The 23,734-nt window shown below is 68.4% G+C and carries 20 protein-coding genes and 2 tRNA genes; 10 read left to right on the forward strand and 12 right to left on the reverse strand.

Annotation, left to right across the window (positions count from 1 at the left end; translation table 11 throughout):
- Positions 1–420 (forward strand): GNAT family N-acetyltransferase (locus tag CSC76_RS12130; protein WP_162110272.1); only part of this gene is annotated, 420 nt, incomplete at its 5' end.
- Positions 421–430: 10 nt separating this feature from the next.
- Here the strand turns inward: CSC76_RS12130 and CSC76_RS12135 are convergent.
- From CSC76_RS12135 to CSC76_RS12145, 3 genes are all read right to left on the reverse strand, one after another.
- Positions 431–1,060, reverse strand: coding sequence for a GNAT family N-acetyltransferase (locus CSC76_RS12135; protein WP_162110273.1), 630 nt, complete (start codon positions 1,058–1,060; stop codon positions 431–433).
- A 1-nt stretch (position 1,061) separates the two neighbouring features.
- Positions 1,062–2,588 carry an oligosaccharide flippase family protein gene (locus CSC76_RS12140; protein WP_162110274.1) on the reverse strand — a complete coding sequence of 509 codons (1,527 nt, stop codon included), beginning with the start codon at positions 2,586–2,588 and terminating at the stop codon, positions 1,062–1,064.
- Between the two features lie 121 nt (positions 2,589–2,709).
- Positions 2,710–3,744: an acyltransferase family protein gene (locus tag CSC76_RS12145; protein ID WP_162110275.1), complete on the reverse strand. Its 1,035-nt coding sequence runs from the start codon at positions 3,742–3,744 to the stop codon at positions 2,710–2,712.
- A 95-nt stretch (positions 3,745–3,839) separates the two neighbouring features.
- Here CSC76_RS12145 and CSC76_RS12150 point away from each other — a divergent pair, with 95 nt between their 5' ends.
- Genes CSC76_RS12150 through CSC76_RS12160 form a run of 3 tightly spaced genes read left to right on the forward strand, consistent with a single transcriptional unit; the run spans position 3,840 to position 8,016 of the window.
- Positions 3,840–5,030 carry a glycosyltransferase gene (locus CSC76_RS12150; RefSeq protein ID WP_162110276.1) on the forward strand — a complete coding sequence of 397 codons (1,191 nt, stop codon included), beginning with the start codon at positions 3,840–3,842 and terminating at the stop codon, positions 5,028–5,030.
- Between the two features lie 31 nt (positions 5,031–5,061).
- Positions 5,062–7,038 carry an asparagine synthase (glutamine-hydrolyzing) gene (asnB, locus tag CSC76_RS12155; RefSeq protein WP_162110277.1) on the forward strand — a complete coding sequence of 659 codons (1,977 nt, stop codon included), beginning with the start codon at positions 5,062–5,064 and terminating at the stop codon, positions 7,036–7,038.
- A gap of 33 nt (positions 7,039–7,071) precedes the next feature.
- Positions 7,072–8,016 carry a class I SAM-dependent methyltransferase gene (locus tag CSC76_RS12160; protein WP_162110278.1) on the forward strand — a complete coding sequence of 315 codons (945 nt, stop codon included), beginning with the start codon at positions 7,072–7,074 and terminating at the stop codon, positions 8,014–8,016.
- A 10-nt stretch (positions 8,017–8,026) separates the two neighbouring features.
- Here CSC76_RS12160 and CSC76_RS12165 read toward each other — a convergent pair whose 3' ends face one another.
- Positions 8,027–9,256 carry a PQQ-dependent sugar dehydrogenase gene (locus CSC76_RS12165; RefSeq protein ID WP_162110279.1) on the reverse strand — a complete coding sequence of 410 codons (1,230 nt, stop codon included), beginning with the start codon at positions 9,254–9,256 and terminating at the stop codon, positions 8,027–8,029.
- A 143-nt stretch (positions 9,257–9,399) separates the two neighbouring features.
- On the opposite strand from CSC76_RS12165, the gene CSC76_RS12170 reads away from it, so the two are divergent.
- The 4 genes from CSC76_RS12170 to CSC76_RS12185 are packed head-to-tail and all read left to right on the forward strand — an operon-like array spanning position 9,400 to position 13,214.
- Positions 9,400–9,648 (forward strand): acyl carrier protein, encoded by a 249-nt coding sequence (locus tag CSC76_RS12170; RefSeq protein ID WP_162110280.1) that lies wholly within the window; start codon positions 9,400–9,402, stop codon positions 9,646–9,648.
- An 18-nt stretch (positions 9,649–9,666) separates the two neighbouring features.
- Positions 9,667–11,178: a class I adenylate-forming enzyme family protein gene (locus tag CSC76_RS12175; protein WP_162110281.1), complete on the forward strand. Its 1,512-nt coding sequence runs from the start codon at positions 9,667–9,669 to the stop codon at positions 11,176–11,178.
- Complete coding sequence (gene nadE / locus CSC76_RS12180; RefSeq protein WP_162110282.1) at positions 11,175–12,155, forward strand: NAD(+) synthase; 981 nt, start codon at positions 11,175–11,177, stop codon at positions 12,153–12,155. Before CSC76_RS12175 ends, nadE begins: the two co-directional genes overlap by 4 nt.
- A 3-nt stretch (positions 12,156–12,158) precedes the next feature.
- A complete protein-coding gene (locus CSC76_RS12185) occupies positions 12,159–13,214 on the forward strand; it encodes a GNAT family N-acetyltransferase (protein WP_162110283.1) in 1,056 nt (351 codons plus the stop codon).
- A 36-nt stretch (positions 13,215–13,250) separates the two neighbouring features.
- Here the strand turns inward: CSC76_RS12185 and CSC76_RS12190 are convergent, their stop codons facing one another.
- Positions 13,251–14,282: a polysaccharide deacetylase family protein gene (locus CSC76_RS12190; protein WP_162110284.1), complete on the reverse strand. Its 1,032-nt coding sequence runs from the start codon at positions 14,280–14,282 to the stop codon at positions 13,251–13,253.
- Here CSC76_RS12190 and CSC76_RS12195 point away from each other — a divergent pair.
- Positions 14,269–15,183 (forward strand): glycosyltransferase, encoded by a 915-nt coding sequence (locus CSC76_RS12195; RefSeq protein WP_162110285.1) that lies wholly within the window; start codon positions 14,269–14,271, stop codon positions 15,181–15,183. The genes CSC76_RS12190 and CSC76_RS12195 overlap by 14 nt on opposite strands.
- Before the next feature lie 27 nt (positions 15,184–15,210).
- On the opposite strand, the gene CSC76_RS12200 is transcribed toward CSC76_RS12195, so the two are convergent.
- A complete protein-coding gene (locus tag CSC76_RS12200) occupies positions 15,211–16,608 on the reverse strand; it encodes a TIGR03013 family XrtA/PEP-CTERM system glycosyltransferase (protein WP_162110286.1) in 1,398 nt (465 codons plus the stop codon).
- A gap of 225 nt (positions 16,609–16,833) precedes the next feature.
- Positions 16,834–18,408: a right-handed parallel beta-helix repeat-containing protein gene (locus CSC76_RS12205; protein WP_162110287.1), complete on the reverse strand. Its 1,575-nt coding sequence runs from the start codon at positions 18,406–18,408 to the stop codon at positions 16,834–16,836.
- A 259-nt stretch (positions 18,409–18,667) separates the two neighbouring features.
- Between CSC76_RS12205 and CSC76_RS12210 the strand changes: the two genes are divergently transcribed.
- Positions 18,668–18,744, forward strand: a tRNA-Arg gene (locus CSC76_RS12210).
- 124 nt (positions 18,745–18,868) lie between these two features.
- Here the strand turns inward: CSC76_RS12210 and CSC76_RS12215 are convergent.
- The 5 genes from CSC76_RS12215 to recA all read right to left on the reverse strand — a co-directional run bounded on the left by CSC76_RS12215 (position 18,869) and on the right by recA (position 23,715).
- Positions 18,869–18,961 (reverse strand) — tRNA-Ser (locus CSC76_RS12215).
- A 75-nt stretch (positions 18,962–19,036) separates the two neighbouring features.
- Positions 19,037–19,246, reverse strand: a complete 210-nt coding sequence (csrA, locus tag CSC76_RS12220) for a carbon storage regulator CsrA (protein ID WP_162110288.1) — start codon at positions 19,244–19,246, stop codon at positions 19,037–19,039.
- A gap of 149 nt (positions 19,247–19,395) precedes the next feature.
- Positions 19,396–22,047: an alanine--tRNA ligase gene (gene alaS / locus CSC76_RS12225; protein WP_162110289.1), complete on the reverse strand. Its 2,652-nt coding sequence runs from the start codon at positions 22,045–22,047 to the stop codon at positions 19,396–19,398.
- Between the two features lie 93 nt (positions 22,048–22,140).
- On the reverse strand, positions 22,141–22,644 hold the full coding sequence (gene recX, locus CSC76_RS12230; protein WP_162110290.1) for a recombination regulator RecX: 504 nt from the start codon (positions 22,642–22,644) through the stop codon (positions 22,141–22,143).
- Between the two features lie 36 nt (positions 22,645–22,680).
- Positions 22,681–23,715, reverse strand: a complete 1,035-nt coding sequence (recA, locus tag CSC76_RS12235) for a recombinase RecA (protein ID WP_162110291.1) — start codon at positions 23,713–23,715, stop codon at positions 22,681–22,683.
- Between the last annotated feature and the right edge of the window lie 19 nt (positions 23,716–23,734).

Raw genomic sequence — 23,734 nt, forward strand, 5'->3', positions numbered from 1 at the left:
TCGATCAAGGCCGCCGCCGCCGAACGCGGCTGCGCCCTGGAGGCGACGGCGCGCCTTGCCGCCGGCGGCCATCTGGTCTTCGTGGAAACGCTGTGCGGCGACCAGGTCGTGGCCAGCAGCAGCAACCTGCTGTGCGGTCGTGTGCTGGGGGGGTTCAAGACCGGCTGGGATCCCGCATTCGCCGCCTGCAGTCCCGGCAAGCTCAACGAATGGCACCTGCTGCAGGCGCTCGACACCCACTGGCCGGCACTGCTCATGTTCGACAGCCAGGCGCAGGCCTCGTCCTACCTGGCGGAGCTGCTGCCGGATCGGCAGCCGATGGTGTCAGGCATCCTGCATGCGGGCGCGCTCCATGGCGCGGCGATCCTCGCCGCCCGCCCGCTGCGCCCCCTCGCCTACCGGCTGGGCCACGACGACTGACGCCGCGCGCCTACGCCATCTGCGCGCGATGCCAGGCCAGTTCCTCCGGCGACAGCACGAGCCGCTTCGCCTCCGCGCGGAGCCCCGTCGGCGGGGGCAGCCCCGCGGGCGGTGCGCTCCGCCAGAACCCGCGCGCGCCGACGCGCAGGCACCTGACCGTGGCGAAGCGCTCGAATCCCAGCGACCGGTGCGCGCGCAGCGAGGGCAGATTGGACACGCTGACGTCGGAGAAGTATTCCGCCGGCGTGGCCTCCACATCGATGCCCGCGCCCATCATCGCGATCAGCAGACGACGGCCGCGCCGCCGGGGCACGACGAACGCATCGCGCAGCCAGACCTGCGTGGCCGACAAGGGGATCTGCCAGGCCAGTTCGTCGAAGTAGCGCGGCACGCCATGCAGCGCCCAGAACCATGCGATCAGCTCGCCGCGCTCGTCGATGCCGAAACACCGCATGCCATGGTCGAAGCGGCGCTGCAGGCGTTCCGGTCGGCCCGACATCCCGTTGGCCCGGTAGGCCGCCACCAGGCGGTCCAGATCGGTGCTGCGCAGTTCGATGAACTGCTGGCCCTCGTCCAGCACCCGCGTGCGCTCGGTCGCCGCGGGCCTGCGCAACAGTGCAATGGCATCGAATCCGATCACGTCATTCCCCTTCCCTGATCGCGCGCTGCGGCAGGAAGCGCGACAGCCCCAAGGCGTCGAACGCATCGACGACCAGATCGCGCGCGCCCGCCCACAGGACGCCACCATACACAACCACACCCACCGCGACCTCCGCGGGCAGCCGCAGACCGGCATGGAGCCCGTCGCCCATCGCGTACCGCCACGCCAGCACGGCGAGCACCATCACGCCGCATCCCGACGCCACGCGCACGAGCGGTCGCACCAGCCCCTTCAGGCGCAGGCCGTCCTGGCGACAGGCCTGCACGGTCAGTCCCCATTGCAGCAGCGCCGCCACGCCCACCGCTACCGAAGCGATCACCACGCCCGCACCCGACAGCGCCCACAGCATCACCGCCAGGCAGGCCACCGTCGCCGCTTCGATCCACATCAGGCGATGGTTGCGCGCGTGCGCTGCCAGGCAAGAGGACAGTATGAAGCTGCCCGCCGCCGGCAGCGAGGCGATGGCCAGCACGCTCAACAGCGGAGCCACCCGACTCCACGTGGCCGGCAACAGGGTCGCCACCAGGGTCGGCGCGCCGACGGCGAGTCCGGCGGCCATCGGGAACAGGAACAGCGCGGCGAACGCCAGCGCGCGCACCATCAGGACCGGTCGCTCGTCCGGCCGCGCACGGACCACGGCGGGCATCATCACCGCGCCGACATGCCCCCCCACGTACACCGCGGGCAACTGCGCCAAATTGAAGGCCCTGCCGTAGCTGCCCGCATCGTGCGCGCCCAGCAGCCTCAGCATCAACGGCTTGTCCCAGTAGCGGGCGCCCTCGCTCAGCACGATCTCGCCGGTCACCGGGGCGCCGAAACGCAACAGGGCGCGCAGTCGTGCCTTCGTCACGCGCCCCGGCCACAACCAGGCGCGCCAGGGTACCGCCGTGATGGTCGATGCCGCGATCACGCAGGATTGCGCGATGAAGGCGATGATCATCGCCTGCCCTCCCAGCGACGTGGTGCTGACCAGCGATACCGCCACCACGGCGTAGACGACATCTCCCAGCGCGGTGCCCAGCGCGATCCGGCCAAAGCGCATGTCGCGGGCCAGCAGCTTGTCGGGGATCGCCCCCAGGCGCCGGATGCCGATGCCGAGCAGGGCACCGGGCAAGTAGTCGGCGACCCGCGGCGCCCGCATCCACAACGCGAGCCAGGGACTGGCCCACCACAGCAGCGCGATCATCGCCACGCCCGCCAGCAGGTAGACCACGGTCGCGGCGAAGACCGCATCCCGTCCCTCCCCGCCACGGACCACGACGTACTGCCCGCACCCCCACGCTGCGATCCAGTTGCCCGTCAATGCCACCACCGTGGCGGCGGTGACTTCCGCCACGATGTCCGGCGTCAGGTGGCGGGCGATCAGCAGCGTGCCGACCAGGCCCACGGCACGCCCCAGCAGCCCGCCCACGATCCCGTACGCCGCCGAAGAAACGATCCTGCCCAGCCCGCCTGAGCCCTCCTGCCCGGCCACCGTCATGCCGTGCCGGCTCCGCTCGCGCCGCATGAGGTGGCGAATCCGCATACGAAAACACGGGTGGGCGGGTCGAACGCCGCGGACGCGGGCGCGCCGGTCTGTACGGGTCCCGGCCGTGGGGGGTGCCGGCGGAGAGGGTCGCTGACGGATGTCATCGCGGGGACAGCGCCTGCATCCGCGACGCCCTCCATGCATCCCGTATCCGCTGCATCGCGGGCCGCTCGATCGTCGTGTGCAGCAGCGTGGCCAGCGCCAGCGTGGCCAGCGCAGCGGTCCCGCATGCCAGCCACGCCGGGACGCCGTGCCGCTCCAGATAGTGGATCACCACGAAGCCGATCGCTTGGTGCACAAGGTACAACGCGTAGGAGATCGACCCCAGGAACACGAACAAGCGCGAGTCGAGGAACCTCAGGTGCCCGCGCACGAACAATGCGAAGATCGCACAGCACACCAGCGCCACCGGCAGGAAGATGGGGCGTTCGCCGACGGCGATGGCCAGCAGGGCGCACAGCAGCATCGTCAGGTTCAGTCTCCACTCGGCGGGGTAGCGGTGCAGGCGGTAGAACAGGATGCCGATCGCGAAGAACGGGATGAAGCGCAGGATCATCAGCTCCCGCACCCAGTATGAAAAATGCCAGTGGTACTTCTCGCACAGGCCCTCCACCGTCGCCAGCACCAGCCAGCCGCCGATGATCCAGTGGATGCGCCGCAGCTGTCCCAGCATGTACCAGAACAGCATCTGCACATAGAAGAACAATTCGATCTGCAGGGTCCAGTAGGAGCCATCGAGATGCTCTGCGCCCAGGATCTCCTGCACCATCGTGAGATTGAGCAACGCCTGGCTGGCAGGCAACTGCTGCAGCGGCAGGCCAACCGTGTACACCACCGTCGCCGTCAGCAGGAAGGCCGCCCAGTACGCCGGGAACAGACGGGAAAACCGGGACACCACGAAATCCGCCGCCGTACGCGTGCGCTCCAGCGTCATGAAGATCACGAACCCGCTGATCAGGAAGAAAAGATAGACACCGTATTTCCCCGCCAGCAGGTCGACCGGCATGCCGCCCACGTGGCCGATCTGTTCCTGATACCGCGTTGTGAAGTGGTAGCCCAGCACGGCGACGGCGGCGATGCCGCGCAGGGCATCCAGTTCCACCATCCGCGAGGGCGTAGACGTTTCGTGACCCATCCTGTCCCCCTGACTCGGCATGCTTCGGCTCTTACAACGCCAACCGCGCCACGCGGCGGACAGTCCCGCGCCCCGTCCATTCCCCTTCCTCCCGCATGCGCATCCTGATCGTCACCTCCCAGTTCCCGATCGCCGGGGAGCCCCATCGCGGACGCCCGGTCTACCAGACGGTGCGCGAACTGTCGCGCTTGGCGGACGTGAAGGTGCTCAGCCCCATCGCGACCTATCCGGGCTGGGCGCGGCCACGCAGCTATCTGTACCAGCCCGCGGAACAGGACGCCGTGGCGCCGGGGTGCGACGCGGACTACGTCACCTACCCTGCGTTGCCGGCAGTCAGCCGTCCCTTCAATGGCCACATGTGTGCGCGCGCCCTGTCCAGGCCCGTCCGCGCATTCGCACCCGACGTGGTGCTGGCGTACTGGCTGTATCCCGACGGCTATGGCGCCCTGCGCGCCGCGCGCGAGGCGGGCGTGCCGTTCGTCGCCGGCGCGCGCGGTTCCGACCTGCGCGTGCGCGATGCCGTCAGCCGTCGCCTGACCCGTCCGGTGGTGCAGGCCGCGCGTCGCCTGCTGGTGGTCAGCGAGGATCTGGGACGCGTCGCTGTCGACCGCTACGGCGCCGACCCGGAACGCATCCGCGCCATTCCCAACGGCTGCGATGCCGCCCTGTTCCACCCCGGCGACCGCCAGGCCGCGCGCGCGGCGCTGGGCCTGCCGGAGGACGCCGAGGTGGTGCTCTACGTGGGCCGGCTGGTGCCCGAGAAGGGCTTGCGCGAACTGCTGCACGCCACGCGTCGCCTGGCCGCCGCCCGGCCGCAGGCGCGGGTGGTGTTCGTCGGCGACGGCCCCCTGTACACCGAACTCGCCGCGACCCTGGCCGCCGAACCCGCGCTGCCGTTGCAGCTGGCGGGCAGCCAGGCACCGGCCGAGGTCGCGCGGTGGATGGTCGCCTCCGACCTGGTCACGCTGCCCAGCTATTCCGAAGGCCATCCCAACGTGCTGGTGGAAGCGCTGGCCTGCGGCCGGCCCGTGGTGGCCACGCCGGTCGGCGGCATCCCCGAGGTGGTCGATGCGGCCAGCGGCCTGCTGGTCCCGCCGCGCGACGCGGACGCACTGGCGGACGCGCTGGCGAAAGCCCTGGCGAAGGACTGGGACGAGGCCGCACTCGCGCGCCGCTTCTCGCGCGACTGGGAGCAGGTGGCACGCGACACGCTGCGGGCCTGCGAAGAAGCCCTCGCCGAAAGCTCGGGTCCGGCGCGCGCCGCGTATGCGGCCGACTCGGCCTGACGATTCTTACTAAGGACAGGGGAAGCGATACATGTGCGGAATCGCGGGTTTCATGGGGCCGGATGTGGTCTCCACCGAGGCACGGCCCTGGCTGGAGCGGATGATCCATCCGCTGGCGCACCGCGGGCCGGACGGCTTCGGCTTCCATGCCGCACCCAGCATCGGCCTGGCGCATGCGCGACTGTCGATCATCGACCTGTCCACCGGCGACCAGCCCATCCACAACCCGCGCCGCACGGTGTGGACCGTCTTCAACGGCGAGATCTTCAACTTCGTCGAACTGCGGCAGATGCTGGAGGCCAAGGGCCATCAGTTCTACACGCAGTCCGATACCGAAGTGATCGTGCACCTGTACGACCGCTACGGCGAGGATTTCGTCCAGCACCTCAACGGCCAGTTCGCCATCGCCCTGTGGGACAGCGAGCGCCAGCGCCTGGTACTGGCGCGCGACCGTGCCGGCATCCGTCCGCTGTACTACACGCGCCAGCGTGGCCGCCTGTGGTTCGCCTCCGAGGTGAAATCGCTGCTGGCCGTGCTGCCCGAGTGCGCCCACCTGGAACCGCAGGCGCTGATGCAGACGCTGACCTACTGGGCCCCGGTCGACCCGGACACGCTGTACCAGGGCGTGCAGAGCCTGCCGCCCGGGCATGTGCTGTCGGTGGAACGCGACGGCCGCCAGCACCTGCGCCGCTACTGGGACTGGACCTTTCCGGATGCGGCGGACACCTCGCCCGCGCGGTACCCGCAGACACTGGAACAGGCCACGGACACGCTGCGCGAGCTGCTGGTCGATGCCGTGCGCCTGCAACTGCGCGCGGACGTGCCGGTGGGCGCCTACCTCAGCGGCGGCCTGGACTCATCGGGCATCGTCGCGCTGATCCGCGGCTTCACCGATACGCCGGTGCGCACGTTCTCGGTGGCGTTCGAGGACGGCGAATTCGACGAGAGCGAGCACCAGCAGGCGATGGTGCGGCACCTCGGTACCGAGCACACCACGCTGACCTGCACGCGCCGCGACATTGGCGAAGCGCTGCCGCGGCTGATCCGCCATACCGAGACGCCGGTCCTGCGCACCGGTCCGATCCCGCTGATGCTGCTGGCCGGCAGCGTGCGCCGGCATGGCTACAAGGTGGTGCTGACCGGCGAAGGCGCCGACGAAGTGTTCGGCGGCTACGACCTGTTCAAGGAAGCGAAGATCCGCCGCTTCTGGTCGCGTCAGCCGGACTCGCGGATGCGACCGCGCCTGTTGGAAAAGCTGTACGGCTACCTGCAGAACTCGCCCGTCAGCAACCCGGCGTTCGCCCAATCCTTCTTTGGCCAGGGCATGGAACACCTGCACCGGCCGATCTTCGCGCACGTGCCGCGCTGGACCACGTCGCAGCGCGCGCTCGCCTTCCTGTCGCCGGAGCTGCGTGCGACCGCCACCCGCTGGGATGCACTGGATGCCTACGAACAGACGCTGCCGCCGGACATGGCGCGCTGGAGCGACCTGGCGCGCGACCAGTACGTGGAAGCGAAGTCTCTGCTGGCCGGCTACCTGCTGTCGTCGCAGGGCGACCGAGTGGCGATGGCCAATTCGATCGAGGGCCGCTTCCCGTACCTGGATCACCGCGTCATCGAATTCGCCAACCGCCTGCCGCCCAGCTTCAAGATCCGCGGCATGACCGAGAAGTACCTGCTGCGGCGCGCGCTGGCCGGCCTGCTGCCCACGGACATCGTGCAGCGGACCAAGCAGCCCTATCGCGCGCCGGACAGCCAGAGTTTCTTCTTCGACGGCAAGCCGCTGGACTACGTGGCCGACCTCCTGTCGCCGGACGCGATCCGCGAGGCCGGCTACTTCGACGCCGCTGCGGTGGGGCGCCTGGTGGAGAAATGCCGGCAGGGGCGCGCGACCGGCTTCGGCGACAACCAGGCCTTCATGGGCGTGCTGTCGACGATGCTGGTGCACCGGCAGACGGTGGAAGCGCGCCTGGCACCGGCGGCGCAACCGGCCGGCGTGGTCGCATAGGCACGCCCGCGTCGCACTTCGAGGGATCAAGGCATGGATTGGCGGGTCAAGGGCATCATCCAGAAGGTTCTCGGCGCGTTGCCCGGCGGGGATGCGCTGCATTTTCACCTGCAGCGGCGCTTCGGCGGCCTGCGCGATTTCGACGGCGAACTGGCCAGCAAGATGGACGACTGGGAAATCATGGTCGGCCACCTGCGCGATGCCGGCATCGTGCTGCCCGGCGTACGCGCCTTCGAGATCGGCACGGGCTGGTATCCGACGTTCCCGTTCGCCTGTTATCTGGCCGGTGCGGCGCGTGTGACCACGTACGACCTGAACCCCCATCTGCGGATGGACCTGACCCTGCAGTGCGCGGACATCCTCGGCGGTTTCCTGCCGCGCATCGCCACCGCGGCAGGCGTGCCGTTGGCGGAGGTCGAGAAGCGCCACCGCGCCCCGGTCGAACGCCTGCGCACCGGCGCCGACCTGGGCATGGCCACCGGCGGAGGGATCGCCTACCGCGCCCCAGCCGACGCCCCCCGCAGCATGCTGCCGGACGGCGATGTCGACGTGGTGTTCTCCAACAGCGTGCTGGAACACGTGCCGCCGGAGGTCATCGATGCGATGTATGCCGAATCGATGCGCGTACTGTCGCCGCGCGGGGTGATGTTCCATTCGGTGAACTGCGGCGACCACTACGCCTACGTGGACCGCAACGTCCACCAGCTGAACTACCTGCGCTACTCCGACGAGGAATGGCAGCGCTGGAACAACGCCTTCCTCTACCAGAACCGCCTGCGCGCGCACTGGTTCGTCGATGGTGCGCGGCGGCACGGGTTCGACATCGATCTCGACACCCGCACCACCCGCGAAGAGCGGATGAAGCAGCTGGCCACCATGCCGGTGCATCCCCAGTTCGCGGACGTGCCTGCCGAACAGCTGTGCATCACCAGCGTGGACTTCATCGCACGCAAGCCAGCTCCGACGACCGCCGGTTGAAGACCGTGCGCTACGGAGCGCCGGCCGCCGGTGCGGATGGTGCCGGCGCCGCTTCGGGCACCGGTGCGGGCGCGATGCGCAGCAGCTTGCCGTCCGGCGCAGGCGCATCGACCAGTACATAGAGCGCACCGTCCGGTCCTTGCCGTACGTCGCGGATGCGCTGGTTGCGGTCCGTCAGCAGGCGCTCTTCATGCACCACGCGGTCGCCGTCCAGTTCCAGCCTTATCAACGCCTTCGCCGCCAGCGCGCCCAGGAACAGGTTGCCCTTCCAGCCCGGCAGCGCATCGCCGGTGTAGAAGGCCATGCCGCTGAGGCCCGGCGATTTCGCCCACACGTGGTGCGGCTGCTCCATGCCGGGCGCCGCCGTACCCTGCGATCCCGGCACCGGGCGACCGCTGTAGTCGATGCCGTGCGTGATGACCGGCCAGCCGTAGTTGAGACCGGCCTTCGGGATGTTCAGTTCATCACCGCCCATGGGCCCGTGCTCGGTCGCCCACAGCTGGCGCGTCACCGGATGCAGGGCCGCACCCTGCACGTTGCGGTGGCCGTACGACCAGATTTCGCCGCGCGCACCCGCCCGCGACCCGAACGGATTGTCTGCCGGCACCTTGCCGTCGGCGTCGATGCGCACGATCTTGCCCGACAGCTTGTCCAGTTCCTGCGCGGTGGCCGCGCCCACGCGGTTGTCGCCCTGGGTGACGAACAGGTGGCCCTGGTCGTCGAATACCAGGCGCGCCCCGACATGCGTGCCGTGCGAGAGCTTGGGCTCCTGCGTGTCCACCACGCTCGACTCGCCCAGCGCATCGCCGCGCAGCTTGCCGCGCACCACCGCCGTGCCCGCCTTGTTGCCGCGGAAGTTCGGCTCGGCGAACGCCAGGTAGACCCAGCCATCCTGCGTGTAATCGGGCGACAGCGCCACATCCAGCAGGCCGGCCTGTCCGTCCACGAAGATGTCGGGCAGGCCCGTGATCGGCGCCGACACGGCTCCATCAGGCGCGACCCGGCGCAGTCGTCCGGGTCGCTCGGTGATCAGTACGCCCCCATCGGGCAGGAAGGCGAACGACCAGGGATGGTCCAGCCCGACCACCTGCTCGGCCACCACGAACGCCTGCTTTTCCGATGCGTACGCCACCGGCGCGGGATCCTGCACCGAACGCGGCGGCTCGGCGGGTGCGGCGACGGGTTCGGACGGGCGGCACGCGGCCAGTGCGATGACCAGCAGGCACAGCGAATAGCGCATGGCGGACTCCTGTCGGGGTGCGGATAGCCGGCGCGATGGTAGCACCGGGCAGGCCGGTGTCCGCGGCATGTGAGATGGCCGGTGAAGGGCCGGTCCCGCGTTCATGTAGACAGCAACGGAACGGCGAACATCAGGGGACCACCATGCCGCAGAAGCAACAGATCAAGACGTTCATCCTGCAGAATTTCCTGTTCTCGGACGACCCGGCCGCCGTGGGCGACCAGGACTCGCTGATCCAGGGTGGCATCATCGATTCCACGGGCATCCACGAACTCGTCTTCTTCCTGGAGGATGCGTTCAAGCTGCAGATCGCGGCCGAGGAAATGACACCCGCCAACTTCGACACCATCGAGACCGTCGACGCCTTCGTCTCGCGCAAGCTGGCCGGCTGAGCCGCCGCCGCGCACGCCATGGAGCGCCTGACCACCCAGCTCGCCCGGATCGCCCGTGATGCGCCCCGCTGCATCGCGATGGTCGATGGCGAGCGCAGCATCGACTACGGCAGCTTCTGGCAGATGGCCTCCGGCTTCGCCCACCACCTGCGCCAGGCCGGCCTGCATGCCGGTGAGCGCGTGGCGCTGGTCCTGCCCAACCGGATCGAGGCCGCAGTCGCGGTGTACGGCATCTGGCTGGCGGGCGGCGTGGCGGTGCCGCTGAATGCACAGGCACGCGCGCGCGATTTCCTGCCCTGGCTGCGCCACTGCGAGGCGCGCTTCGTCCTGCACGAAAGCGGACACCGCGATGTCGAGCAGGTGTTCGCGCAATGGGACGGAACGGGCATACCGCTGCCCTGCGCCATCGCACTGGAACCTGCTGGGGTGCTTCCGGTGGCGGACGGCGGGGATGCCTGGCCCGAAGCCGATGCCGACGACACCCTGGCGCAGCTGCTGTACACCTCGGGCACGACAGGCGACCCCAAGGGCGTGATGCTCAGCCACGCGAACCTGGCCGCCAACACGCGCGCCGTCGTGGCCTACCTGGGCCTGGTGCAGGACGACCTGATCGTCAGCGTGCTGCCGTTCTACTACGCCTACGGCGCCTCGGTCCTGCATACGCACCTGGCGACCGGCGCCTGCGTCGTGCTCGGCCCGGGTCTGGTGTTTCCGGTCCAGGTGCTGGAGGCGCTGCAGCGCCACCGCGCCACCGGTTTCTCCGGCGTGCCCTCGACCTACATCCTGCTGCTGGACCTGCTGGAGCGCGGCGGCCACGACCTGTCGTCGCTGCGCTACCTGACCCAGGCCGGCGGCTCCATGCCGCCCGCCGTGGCCGACCGCGTCCGCCAGGCGCTGCCGGCCGCGCGCCTGTTCCTGATGTACGGACAGACCGAAGCGACCTCGCGCATCAGCTGGCTGCCGCCCGAACTCCTGGACGAAAAACGCGGTTCGGTCGGCATCCCGGTACAGGACACGCAATGGCACATCGCCCGCGATGACGGCAGTTCCGCCGGCCCCGGCGAGAGCGGCGAAGTCTGCGTGCGCGGCCCCGGCATCATGCTGGGCTACTGGCGCAACGCGGACGCCACGGCCAAGGCGCTGCGCGACGGCTGGCTGCGCACCGGCGACGTGGGCCAGCTCGATGCGGAGGGCTTCCTGTTCCTGCAGGGCCGCCGCAGCGACATGATCAAGACCGGTGCGCACCGCGTGCACCCCACCGATGTCGAGGAAGTCATCGCCGAACTTCCCGGCATCCGCGAAGTCGCGGTGGTCGGCATCGACGACGCCACGCTCGGACAGGTCATCAAGGCGTTCGTGGTGGCCGACGAACCGGTCCCGCGTGCCGAAGACCGCATCAAGGCGCACTGCCGCGCACGCCTGGCCGCCTACAAGATTCCCCGCCACATCACCTTCGTCGACACCCTGCCGCGCACCGCGTCCGGCAAGGTCCGACGCATCCAACTGACGGAGCAGACCGCAAGCCCATGAGCCAGCTCGATCACCACGTCCTCGACATCGACTACCAGAGCGAAGCCGACCGCATCTGCACTCGCCTGCGCGAGATCACCGCGCGCCAGCTGCACCGCCGTGGCCTGGTGGTCGCGATCTCCGGCGGCATCGACAGTTCCGTCAGCTGCGCGCTGGCCGTGCGCGCCCTGGGGCCCGAACGCGTCTTCACGCTGATCCTGCCCGAACAGGACTCCTCCGACGACAGCGCTGCGCGCGCGCGCATCCTGGCCGAGCACCTGGGGGTGCGCGCCGAGACCGTGGACATCGCGCCCGCGCTGGCGGCGATCGGCTGCTATCGCGCGCGCGACGAGGCGGTGCGCAACACGCTGCCCGAATACGGCGAAGGCTGGAAGTTCAAGATCGTCATCGATGGCGGCACCGAAGGCCGCATCAACCGGTTCCGCCTGGTGGCGCAGTCTCCCGACGGCATGATGCACGAGCGCGACCTGGCCCTGGCCGATTACCTCACCATCGTGGCCGCGACCAACTTCAAGCAGCGCATCCGCAAGACGCTGGAGTACTTCCATGCCGACCGCCTCAACTACGGCGTGGTCGGTACGCCGAACCGCGTCGAGTACGACCAGGGGTTCTTCGTCAAGAACGGCGACGGCTCTGCAGACGTCAAGCCGATCGCGCATCTCTACAAGTCGCAGGTGTACGGCATGGCACGCCACCTGGGCCTGCCAGAGCGCGTCTGCGCAGCGGTGCCGACCACGGACACCTACAGCCTGAGCCAGGGCCAAGACGAGTTCTACTTCGCCCTGCCCTACCAGCAGATGGACCTGGCGCTGTGGGCGCTCAACCATGGCCGTCCGGCGAGCGAACTGGCGATCGCCCTGGGCATCACCCCGGAGCACGCACAGGCGGTCTACGACGACATCCGCAACAAACGCAGGACCACGAAATACCTGCACATGGCGCCGGTTCTGGCCGGCGACGTTCCCGAACTGGACTGAGCGATGAACGCCATGCCCACCGCGCCGCAGTACCTCGTGGAAGCCGGCCTGCCGGCGCGCGACCGCGAAACGGTGCTGGGGCTGTGGCGCGGCAACCTGGGCCAGGATGCCCGGATGACCGCCAAGTACGAGTGGTTCTACCTGCGCTGCCCGCATGGAGAACCGCTGATGCAGTTGCTGCTCGACGTCCCCGGCCAGGCCCACGTCGGCACCGCATCGGCAGGCCGCAGGCGGCTGGAGTGGCGCGGGCGCGAACTGCGTGCCGGCGTGTTGGTGGACCTGGCCGTACTGCCGCAGCACCGCTCGCTGGGTCCGGCGCTGATGCTGCAACAGGGCCTGATCGCGGCCGCGGGGGAAGCGCTGGACGTACTGTACGGGTTTCCCAATCCGAAGGCGGCGCCGGTGTTCAAGCGCCTCGGCTACGCGCAACCCGCACAGCTGGTGCGGTATGCGCGCGTCCTGCGCCATGCCGGCTACTTGCGCGAACGCGTGCCGCGCTGGCTTGCGCCGGCGGCGGGCTGGCTGGCGGACCGCGCGGTCGCCTGTCGCGACGCATGGACGCGCCTGCGCAGCCCCCACCTGCGTTCGGCCTGGGCCGACCAGGCCGATGCGCGCATCGATGCGGTCTGGTCCGGTTCGCCCAAGGGCGATGACGTGATCGCGATCCGCGATGTCGGCCACCTGCGCTGGCGCTTCGACGAATCGCCGTTGGCGACAACCCGCTACCTGCTGGTCAAGCGGGCGCATGACCGCGCCCTGCAGGCCTGGTTCGCCGTGCAGCGGATCGACGGCACGCTGCATGTGCGCGACTTCTGGTCGGTCGACGGCACCGACGGCATGGCGGCGATGCACGTGGGCGAACTGGTGCATGCCGCGCGGAAGGCGGGCTACAGCGCGGTATCGGTGGAGATGTGCGCGTCGGACGCGCAGCGGCGCGGATGGCATGCGCTGCACTTCGTCGAACGCAGCCGCCGCCCCGTGTTCCTGCGCTGGAGTTCGCCGCAGGACGCCGCCGCGTCGGCGCCGCTGTTCCTCACCTCCGCCGACGAAGACGAGTAACGCCAGCGGCCTGGCGCCGGGCAGGCCCCGCCGCCATCACGCCAGGCGGCGCGCCTGCCGGCGGAACAGGTACAGCGCCAGCCAGTCCTCGCGGAAGTTGCCGTTGCCGTCGACGACGGTGTCGGTCTCGAAGCCGGTGCGTCCCAGCAGCCAACCCACCCCGTGCCCGGTCGGATTGAGTACCGGCACGCTGGTGAACACCAGTTCGTAACCCGCCTCGCGCGCGCGCTGCGCGATCGCCGCATCGAACGAGCCATGCGGGAACGACATCGATTCGGCGCGTGCGCGCGGCTGACCCAGCTGCCTGGCCAGCGCCTCGCGGGCACCGCCCAGTTCGGCATCCAGGTCCTCGGCCAGCCGCATCGGCGTGTGGGTCTTGCCATGCAGCCCGAGCGCGACGCCGCCGTCCTGCAGCCGCTGCAGTTCCTCCACGGTGACCATGTGGCGATGCCCGTCGTCGAGGCGGGCCATGAGCGGTTCCAGCACGCGGGCGCGCGTGCCGGCATCCAGCGCTTCCAGACGCGCGATCACCTTGCGCAGCGACGCGATCGATTCGTCGAGGCCGGCGGCCGGCAACTGATCTTCCGGCAGCGCCGCCACCAGTTCGTCCACACTCAACGCGCCACGCCGCCACGCGGCGATGAGGCGTTCCTGGAAAAAGGGCTGGCGCGTACCCACCGCATCGGCCACGACGAACAGCAGCGCGGGCAGTCCGGCGCGCCGCAGCGCGGGCAGCGCGTAGTCCGCGTTGTCGGCCCAGCCATCGTCGAACGTGATCAGCAATGCGCGTGGCGGCAGGGCCGCACCGGTGCGCCTCGAAGCCAGCACCTGCTCCAGCGACACCACGTTGTAATGGCGCCGGAAGAAGGCGAGCGACTGTTCCAGCCGTTCGGTGGACAAGGTGTAGTCCGGATCGCAGGACGCCCAGCGCGGATCGTCCGGACTCAGGGTACGATGGAACATCACCACCGTCAGGCTGTCGGCATTGCGCAGCCGATGATAGAGACCGAGCAATCCGCTCGTGTACAGCAGCTTCCTGGAGACGTCCTTCAACATGGCGTGCGACATCGAAGTTTCAGTGATTATACCGACGTACAACCGCCGGACCCTGTTGCCGCGCGCCATCGACTCCGTCCTGGCGCAGACGCGCGCCGTGGAGGAGATCATCGTGGTCGACGACGGCTCTACCGACGACACCGGCGACATGCTGCGCGAACGCTACGGCGACCGCGTGCGTCACGTATGGCAGTCCAACGCGGGCGTATCCGCGGCGCGCAACCACGGCATGCGGCTCGCGCGCGGGCGCTACCTGGCCCTGCTCGACAGCGACGACGAATGGATGCCGGAGAAGACCGCGCTGCAGGTCGCCTTCCTCGATGCCCGGCCGGAGTTCGGCATGGTGGTCTGCGACGTCGAACGCATCGACGGCGACTACCGGCACATCGACGTGTTCCGTCGCCGCGACGTCGTCCGCGAGGACGGATGGGCCCTGCGCTGGCTGCTGCACAATCCGGCCCTGATTCCCGCATCGGTGATGCTGCGTCGGCAGGTGGTGGAGCAGCTGGGCGGATTCGACGAGGCCCTGCGCACCGCCGAGGACCTCGAATTCCACCTCCGCATCGCACGCCACTGGCCGATCGGCGTGGTCGAACAGCCGCTGGTACGCGCGATGCGCGGACACGAAGGCCTGTCGGCGACCAGCAGCACGTACGACGATTACGTCCGCGTGGTCGAGAAGGCGGTCGCCGACGCGCGCGGCACGCTGGACGACGGCGAGCTGGACGCCGCCCTGGCCGGCACCTACCTGCGCAATGCGCGCGGCATGCTGATACGCCGCCGCTGGGCCGCAGGCACCGCGCTGGCGCGCCGCGCCTGGGGCCTGTCGCGCGACCCCGCGCAGCGCCGCGAGATCGCGGGCTTGCTTCCGTTCGGCGTGAAGCGCTTCCTGCGCGGCCTGATGCCCGGCTAGCCCGGCGATCGTCACGTGCGGCGCCGCTCAGCGCGCGCCACGGCCGAACAGCACGACTTCGACGGTCTGCAGCAGGATCATCAGATCGAACACCAGGCCGTGGTTCTTCACGTAGAACAGGTCGAACTTGAGCTTCTCTTCCGCATCGCGCACCGACGCGCCGTACGGATAGCGGAGCTGCGCCCAGCCGGTGAGGCCCGGCTTCACGCTGTGTCGAACGCCGTAGTAGCGCACCTCGTCGTTGAGCATGTCGACGAACTGCGGGCGTTCGGGGCGCGGGCCGACGAAACTCATGTCGCCACGCAGCACCGCGATCAGCTGGGGCAGCTCGTCCAGCCGCGTCTTGCGGATGAAGCGCCCCACCCGGGTACTGCGGTCGTCGTCCTTGCTGGCCCACACCGCCACGCCGCCCTTCTCCGCATCCACCCGCATGCTGCGGAACTTCGTCAGGGTGAAGTGGCGACCGCGCTCGCCCACGCGCGTCTGGCTGTAGAAGACCGGGCCACCGGACTCCATCCACACGGCGATGCCCACCACGATCATCAACGGCCAACTGACCAGCAGCAGCGCACCGGCGGCAAGCAGGTCGAAGAACCGCTTGCTCAGCCGACGCGGCGTGGAGTAATCGAAACCGCCGGAAAACACCAGCCACGACGGATCCACCGCGTTGAGCTGTACCATGCCGGCTTCGCGCTCGAAGAAGCTGGACAGGTCGACCACCGAGATGCCCTGCTGCACGCACTGCAGCATCTGCTCCATCGGAAGCCCGCCCCGCCGCTCATCCGGTGCGATCACCAGTTCGTCGATCTGCAGGCGGTCGGTGAGTTCATGCAGGCCCTCCTCGCCCACAGGCACCAGCAGGTCTTCGCGCACCCGCACGGGCTGGCCGGGCACCGGCACGAACCCCACCACGGTGAAGGTGCGGCGGTCGGAACGACGGCGCATGCAGGAATTGATCAGGTCGGCGTTGCGTCCGGCGCCCAGGATCAACACCCGCTGCTTCAGCACGTCGGAATGGAACAGCCGCACCCAGGCCAGCCGCACCACGAGGATGCCGCCCGCGCCGATCGCCAGCGAGATCGCCAGCACGCCGCGGCCCAGGTAGGACGGAGGCACCAGGTAGTAGACCCCCACCAGCGCAATACCCCCGAGGGCGAACGACAGCACCAGCCGCAGAAGGAAATCCGTCCGCGTATGGCGGACATGCGTCTGGTACAGGCCGAAGGCGGTCATCGCGCCCGTGATCGCCAGCGCCACGAGCAAGGCGCGCCATGGCGTCTGCTCCAGGAACCGGATCTGGTACTCCGGCTCGGTGTGGAAACGCAGCCACGCCGCGGCCATCACGGCCGCGAACAGGACCACCACTTCCGCCAGCCACAGGAAACGGATGACCCGGTCCTTGCGGCTCTTGCGCGCTGCCTTCATCGAAGCCCCCTTGCTGTTGCGGCGATCCGGATTCCGACCCGGAGCTCGCCCCTTCATCGCCGCGCCACGCCTCCACCCATACCGGGGGTGACGATCGCCACGTACCGGCACGTCTGGCGTATCCGACACATATCTCCCAACGCGACTTGCTCCCCATGCCGGACACGTGGCCGAAAAAAAGCCGCCCCGGAGGGCGGCTCGATGCATCTGCGCGTGGGCCTGGCGTCAGGGCCTGACCACACCCCGTCGGTAACGTGCGGCGGGGGCGGTCCGCCAGCGCGGGCGCTCGCGGACGGCCGGAAGTGCACTCGGGCCAGGCGCAACCAGCGCAGGCTGCGATGCGGTCACGGGCTGAGCCGCCGTTCCGACCGGTCGCGGCGGGATCAGGGGCTGCGATCCGTTGACGCGGATCGGATCGGACACCTGGTCGATGTCGAACTGCTCGAACGCGCCGATGTCGATGCGGCCTTCCAGCATCAGGCGCGCATGGGCATCACCCACCGCGAGTTTGGTCCGGCGCGGTGGATCGAAGGCCGGCAACACCTGGGGCGTCGGGAACGGAAACGCCGACGGCGTGGCCGGAGCGTTGTTGCCCGCATTCAACAGCGGACTGCCAGCTCGTGGACGGAAATTCAGCTGCGCCAGGTCGGTGAACATCGGGTCGCTGCCGCGCAGGGTGCCGGTCCATTCCGCCGGTACCAGCGCGGCACTGGCCTGCACCCAGTTGTTGGAACCGGCCACCTTGCGTCCATCGGACCAGGGCTCCCGGCTCTGCGGCCCGCAGTAAGGCGTGTCGACGTTGCTCGCGGGATTCTCGCGCACGATGTTCGGCGCGCTGCCGGACGCCGGCTGGTAGATGACGTTGTTGTGCATCTCCAGCGACCCCTGGCCCAGCTGGACCAGCACCGCGTTCGCCGTGCCGGAACGGTCCATCAGGATGGTGTTGTTCACCAGCCGCGTGCGTCCCTGGTTGCGGCCGTTCAGGTCGCCACCGATGCGCAGCGCATTCCCCGAACGGCTGGTCGAACGGTGGATGATGACGTTGCCGACCAGTTCGGCATCCTCGCGACGCAGGTCCGCCGTCCAGCCCGCCTTCTGGGTTTCGCAATCAGGGCCGATCAGTTCGACCTCGTGCAGGTCCGAGCCCTCGATCCAGTTGTAGTGGATCTCGGCGCGCTGGTGGCGCACGCGCACCAGCACGCCGCCGGTGGCGCTGTGCACGTAGTTGTAGCGCATCCTGAAAACCGTGTCGGGATACGCCACTTCGTCCGACTGCATGTAGATCGCATGGCGGCGATCGCCCTGGCCGGAGCGCGCGATCTCGCTGTACTCCAGCGTGAACGATCCCGAGTTCTGGTCCGCACCCAGGATGCCGTGCGACGGGCAGTCGTGCACGTAGACGTCCCGCACGGTGGCGTTGTGCGCCTCGCTGAAGATGCACGAACTGGAGCCGCCGGTGACCTCGAAGCCCTCGAACACGATGTGGTTCGATTGCTGGAACTTGATCGTATGCGTGCCGCCGGACAGCAGCGGCCGCGTCGCCCCGGCCACGCGGCGCCAGCGGATCGTCACCGGACTGGCCTGGGTTCCGCTGTCGTCGTCGCCCATCACGATGTTGCCGGCATAGGTGGCGTTGCCGTCGACCTCGACAATGTCGCCGGGCGCCAGGTTGACGCTGTTGAAGAACGTGGTGAGCTGGGTGTACTGCCTACCGGGGCCGACGTTGTAGGTGGCGGCGGCCGCGCTCAGCGGCACGGCGGCCAGCAGCCCCAGCCCGAGCAAGGGTTTGGAAAGATGCATCAATTGACTCCCGCGAGTGCTCGCGTTCCGTTGTATCCCCTGTCCTGCCATTTTCATGGCATCGGCGTGAATGCCCTGCTAATCCGCGCACCGGATGGGCACTGCGGATGAGACGGTCGCCCCAGTTCGGATATCCGCCTTGACGGTGATACGCGGGGAACGGGGCGCAGCGGCCGCGAAGATCGCCGTCGCGAAAATCTTTCGCTCAAGTTATTGACGGGTGAAAAGCGTTCGTGCAGAATTCCGCGTCTAACGAAACGCGCCCGTAGCTCAGCTGGATAGAGTACCTGGCTACGAACCAGGCGGTCGGGAGTTCGAATCTCTCCGGGCGCGCCATTATCGAAACAGGCAGACTGATGGTCTGCCTGTTTTTTTTCGTCCCGACGAAAGCCTGTGACCGGGACGCACGCACCTGCGACGAGACATAAAAAAACCCCGCAGAGCGGGGCTTTTTTATGTCTGGCGGAGTGAGAGGGATTCGAACCCTCGATAAGGCTTTTGACCCTATACTCCCTTAGCAGGGGAGCCCCTTCGGCCACTCGGGCATCACTCCGGGTCTGTCGCACGCCGCAGGCAAGCCGCGACGGCCGCCTAGGATAGCGGCTCACCGCTCAGGCGGCAAACAAAATCACTCGGACGTGATGTTTTCCGACGCAGCAGGCGAACCGATCTCTTCGCCGCGCTGGATGCGCTGGTAGATTTCTTCGCGATGCACGGCCACGTCCTTGGGCGCGGTGATACCGATACGCACCTGGTTGCCTTTGACGCCAAGCACGGTCACCGTGACCGAGTCGCCGATCATCAGGGTTTCGCCGACACGGCGGGTCAAGATCAACATGTTTCTTCTCCGTAATCCGGCAAAGGATAGTGCCGGGGGCGCGCCGGGCCCGTGAAAAGGGCCGGGGGCTTCCTGGTACATTCATGAACTTAAAGCATGTTAGCGGCCGGACGGGCCGGGCCGCAAGCACCGTTTAGTCCAATAAGGGGTCAGCGAATCCGCTCCCGGACCCACTCTGGAACCCCTTGCAGCGCCGTGGCAAGGGCGGGCCCGTCCTCACCACCACCCTGGGCGAGATCCGGGCGGCCACCGCCCTTGCCCCCGATCTGACCGGCTACATGTGACAGGAGTTCCCCCGCCTTGACCCGCCCGGTTGCGGCGCCGTTCACCCCGGCTACCAGGGCCGCCTTGCCGTCGGCGGTCCCGGCCAGGACGATCACCGCGTCGCCCAACTGCTGCTTCAGACGGTCCATCGCATCGCGCAGCGCCTTGGCATCGAAACCCTCCAGGCGCGGAGCCAGCACGCGAATCCCGCCCACGTCGATCGCCGCGCCGCCCAGGTCGGAGGTCGCACTGGAGGCGGCACGGGCCTTCAGGGTCTCCAGTTCGCGCTCCAGCTTCTTCTGCCGATCGGTCAGGGCGCGGATCTTGTCGACGACTTCGCCAGCGTTGCCGCCCAGCAGGTCGGCCGCTTCGGCCAACCGGCGCTCCTCGGCCGCCACGTAATCCAGCGCACCCTGCCCCGTGACCGCTTCGATGCGGCGCACGCCCGCGGATACGCCGCTTTCGCCGACCAGCTTGAACAGGCCGATGTCGCCCGTGCGGCCCACGTGGGTGCCGCCACAAAGTTCGGTGGAGTAGTCGCCCATCTTCAGGACGCGCACCTGCTCGCCGTACTTTTCGCCGAACAGCGCCATCGCTCCGAAATCCAGGGCCTCCTGCATGCCCATGTGGTGGACCTCGGCCGCACTGTTGGCGCGGATCTGGGCGTTCACCCGACGCTCGACTTCGGCCTGTTCGGCCTGCGTCATCGGCTGGAAGTGCGAGAAGTCGAAGCGCAGGCGATCCGGCGCCACCAGCGAGCCCTTCTGCTGGACATGCGTGCCCAGCACCTCGCGCAAGGCCGCATGCAACAGGTGGGTGGCCGAGTGGTTGAGGATGGTACTGGCGCGACGCGCGGCATCGACGGACGCCACCACGTGGTCGCCGACCTTCAGGCCGCCCTTGGCGACGCGACCTACATGGCCGTGGAACTGGCCCGCGAACTTCAGCGTATCGGCGACATCGAATTGGACGCCCTGCTCCGCCAGCACGCCGGTATCGCCGACCTGGCCGCCGGACTCCGCATAGAACGGGCTACTGTCCAGAATGACCACGGCGGCGTCGCCGGCCTGCACCGCCGGTACCGGGCGGCCATCCTTCAGCAAGGCGACCACCTGCAGGCCGCCTGCGTCGAGCTTGTCATAGCCCAGGAACACCGTGGGCGACAGCTGCGCCACCAGGTCGGCCGGCAGGCCGGTGGTGGAGGTGAACTTGCCTGCCGCGCGCGCGGTTTCGCGCTGCTGCTCCACCGCCGCCTCGAACCCCGCCATATCCACCGAGAGACCGCGCTCGCGCGCGATATCGGCGGTCAGGTCCACGGGGAAGCCATAGGTGTCATATAGGCGGAACGCGTCGGCGCCGGGAATCACGCCATCGACCACGCGCGAGGCGACGTCGTCGAAGATGCGCATGCCCGAGTCCAGCGTTTCGGCGAACCGCTCCTCCTCGGCCTTCAAGGCCTTTTCGACCAGTTCACGCGCCGCCGGCAGTTCCGGATAGGCATCGCCCATCAACTCGGACAGCGTGCCGACCATCTTGTGGAAGAAAGGCTGGCGAACGCCCAGCATCCAGCCGTGACGCAGTGCGCGGCGGATGATCCGGCGCAACACGTAACCACGCCCCTCATTGGAGGGCAGCACACCGTCCACGATCAGGAAACTGCACGCGCGGATATGGTCGGCGATGACGCGCAGCGACTTGTTCTCGAGATCGGTCGTACCGGTCAGCTCGGCGGCCTTGCGGATCAGGCCCTGGAACAGATCGATCTCGTAGTTCGTATGGACATGCTGGAGCACCGCGGCCAGGCGTTCCAGACCCATGCCGGTGTCCACGCACGGCGCCGGCAGCGGGACGAGCGTGCCGTCCGGCTGGCGATCGAACTGCATGAAGACGTTGTTCCAGATCTCGATGTAGCGGTCCCCATCCTCGTCCGGGGAGCCCGGGGGACCGCCGGCGATGTGCTCGCCGTGGTCGTAGAAGATCTCGGTGCACGGACCGCAGGGGCCGGTATCGGCCATCTGCCAGAAATTGTCCGATGCATAGGGCGCGCCCTTGTTGTCGCCGATGCGCACGATGCGCTCCGGCGGCAGGCCGATCATGTCGTGCCAGAGGTCGTAGGCCTCGTCGTCAGTGTGGTAGACCGTGACCAGCAGGCGCTCCTTGGGAAGCTTCCAGACCTCGGTCAGCAACTCCCACGCCCAGGCGATGGCCTCCTTCTTGAAGTAGTCGCCGAAGGACCAGTTGCCCAGCATCTCGAAGAACGTGTGGTGGCGGGCGGTATACCCCACCGAATCCAGGTCGTTGTGCTTGCCGCCGGCCCGCAGGCAGCGCTGGACATCGGCCGCACGCACGTAGCTGCGCTTCTCCGCCCCCAGGAACACGTCCTTGAACTGCACCATGCCGGAGTTGGTGAACAGCAGGGTGGGATCGTTGCCGGGCACCAGGGAGGCGGACGGCACGATGGTATGGCCCTTGCCGGCGAAGAAATCGAGGAAATCCTGGCGGATCTGGCGGGTGCTGAAGGTCTTGGGAGTGGTCATCTGGCAGGCATTGGCTGGAAGGCGCTTCCTTGCGCCGCGCTGTCCGCGTAATGCGGGCACGGCCGGGTGGAAGCAACCCAATGCCCTAGATTATCAGGCTGCCCCGCCCGAGTCCTCCAGCTCCAGCCGGCTGGCAGCGCGCACGGCTTCGGCATCGAAACCCCGCCGGATCAGGAAATCCGCGATCTTGCGCCGTTGAGCCGGGTCGATCTGGCGGGCTGGACCGAAACGCCGGCGGACGAGGTCGCACGCCGTTTCGCTCCAGTCGCCATCGAAGGTGGCCATGGCCGCCGTGATCGCCTCACGGTCCAGCCCGTGGGTGGACAGCTCGGCCCTGATCCTCAGCGGACCATAACCACCCGAGGCCCGGCTGCGGACGAGCGCCTCGGCAAAGCGCGTGTCGCTCTGCCAGCCCTCCGCCTCCAGCCGGTCCACGGCCGATCGCACATCGGCCGCTTCCACACCGCGGGACGTCAATTTCCGGGACAGTTCCCGGCGGGAATGCTCCCGCCGGGTCAACAGGCCGAGGGCACGCTGCAGCGGCGTCTGCTCGGCCGGCTTGCGACGGCGGACGTTGCGTGCGTCCTCATCCGCCATCGCGCGCGCCCTTCCCGTTCCCGCTCACGCCCGCCCTTACTCGGCGTCGTCTTCCGCGCCTTCGCCACGCGGGGCTTCGGCCGGCTGGAACTTCTCGCGCAGCTCGGCCTCCAGCTTCGCCGCAATGGCCGGGTTCTCGCGCAGGAACGTGCGGGAGTTGTCCTTGCCCTGGCCGATGCGCTCGCTGCCATAGCTGTACCAGGCGCCAGCCTTCTCCACCAGCTTGGCCTCCACACCCATGTCGATCAGCTCGCCTTCGCGGCTGATGCCCTCGCCGTACAGGATCTCCGTTACCACCTGCTTGAACGGAGGCGCCAGCTTGTTCTTGACCACCTTGATCTTGGTCTGGTTGCCGATGATCTCGTCGCCCTTCTTGATGGCACCGATGCGGCGGATGTCCAGGCGGACCGAAGCGTAGAACTTCAATGCGTTGCCGCCGGTGGTGGTTTCGGGGCTCTGGCCGGGCATCATCACGCCGATCTTCATGCGCAACTGGTTGATGAAGATGACGGTGGTATTGGAGCGCTTGATGTTGCCGGTGAGCTTGCGCAGGGCCTGGCTCATCAGGCGCGCCTGCAAGCCCGGCAGCTGGTCGCCCATCTCGCCCTCGATTTCCGCCTTCGGCGTCAGCGCCGCCACGGAGTCGATGACCACGATGTCGATGGAACCGGAACGCACCAGCATGTCGGCGATTTCGAGCGCCTGCTCGCCGGTGTCCGGCTGGGACAGCAGCAGGTCATCCACGTTCACGCCCAGCTTGGCGGCGTAGATCGGGTCGAGTGCGTGCTCGGCATCGATGAAGGCCGCGGTGCCGCCCTGCTTCTGGCACTGGGCGATGGCCTGCAGGGTCAGCGTGGTCTTGCCCGAGGATTCCGGACCATAGATTTCCACAACCCGGCCGCGCGGCAGGCCGCCGATGCCCAGGGCGATATCCAGCATCAGCGAGCCGGTGGGGATGATTTCCACGGGTTCGATGACCCGATCGCCCATGCGCATCACCGAGCCCTTGCCGAACTGGCGCTCGATCTGGGTCAGGGCGGCGGAAAGGGCGCGCTTCTTGTTCTCGTCCATCGTCGTGGTCCTAGTCAAT

This window comes from Pseudoxanthomonas mexicana, from assembly GCF_010093385.1.
Classification (GTDB): domain Bacteria; phylum Pseudomonadota; class Gammaproteobacteria; order Xanthomonadales; family Xanthomonadaceae; genus Pseudoxanthomonas_A; species Pseudoxanthomonas_A mexicana.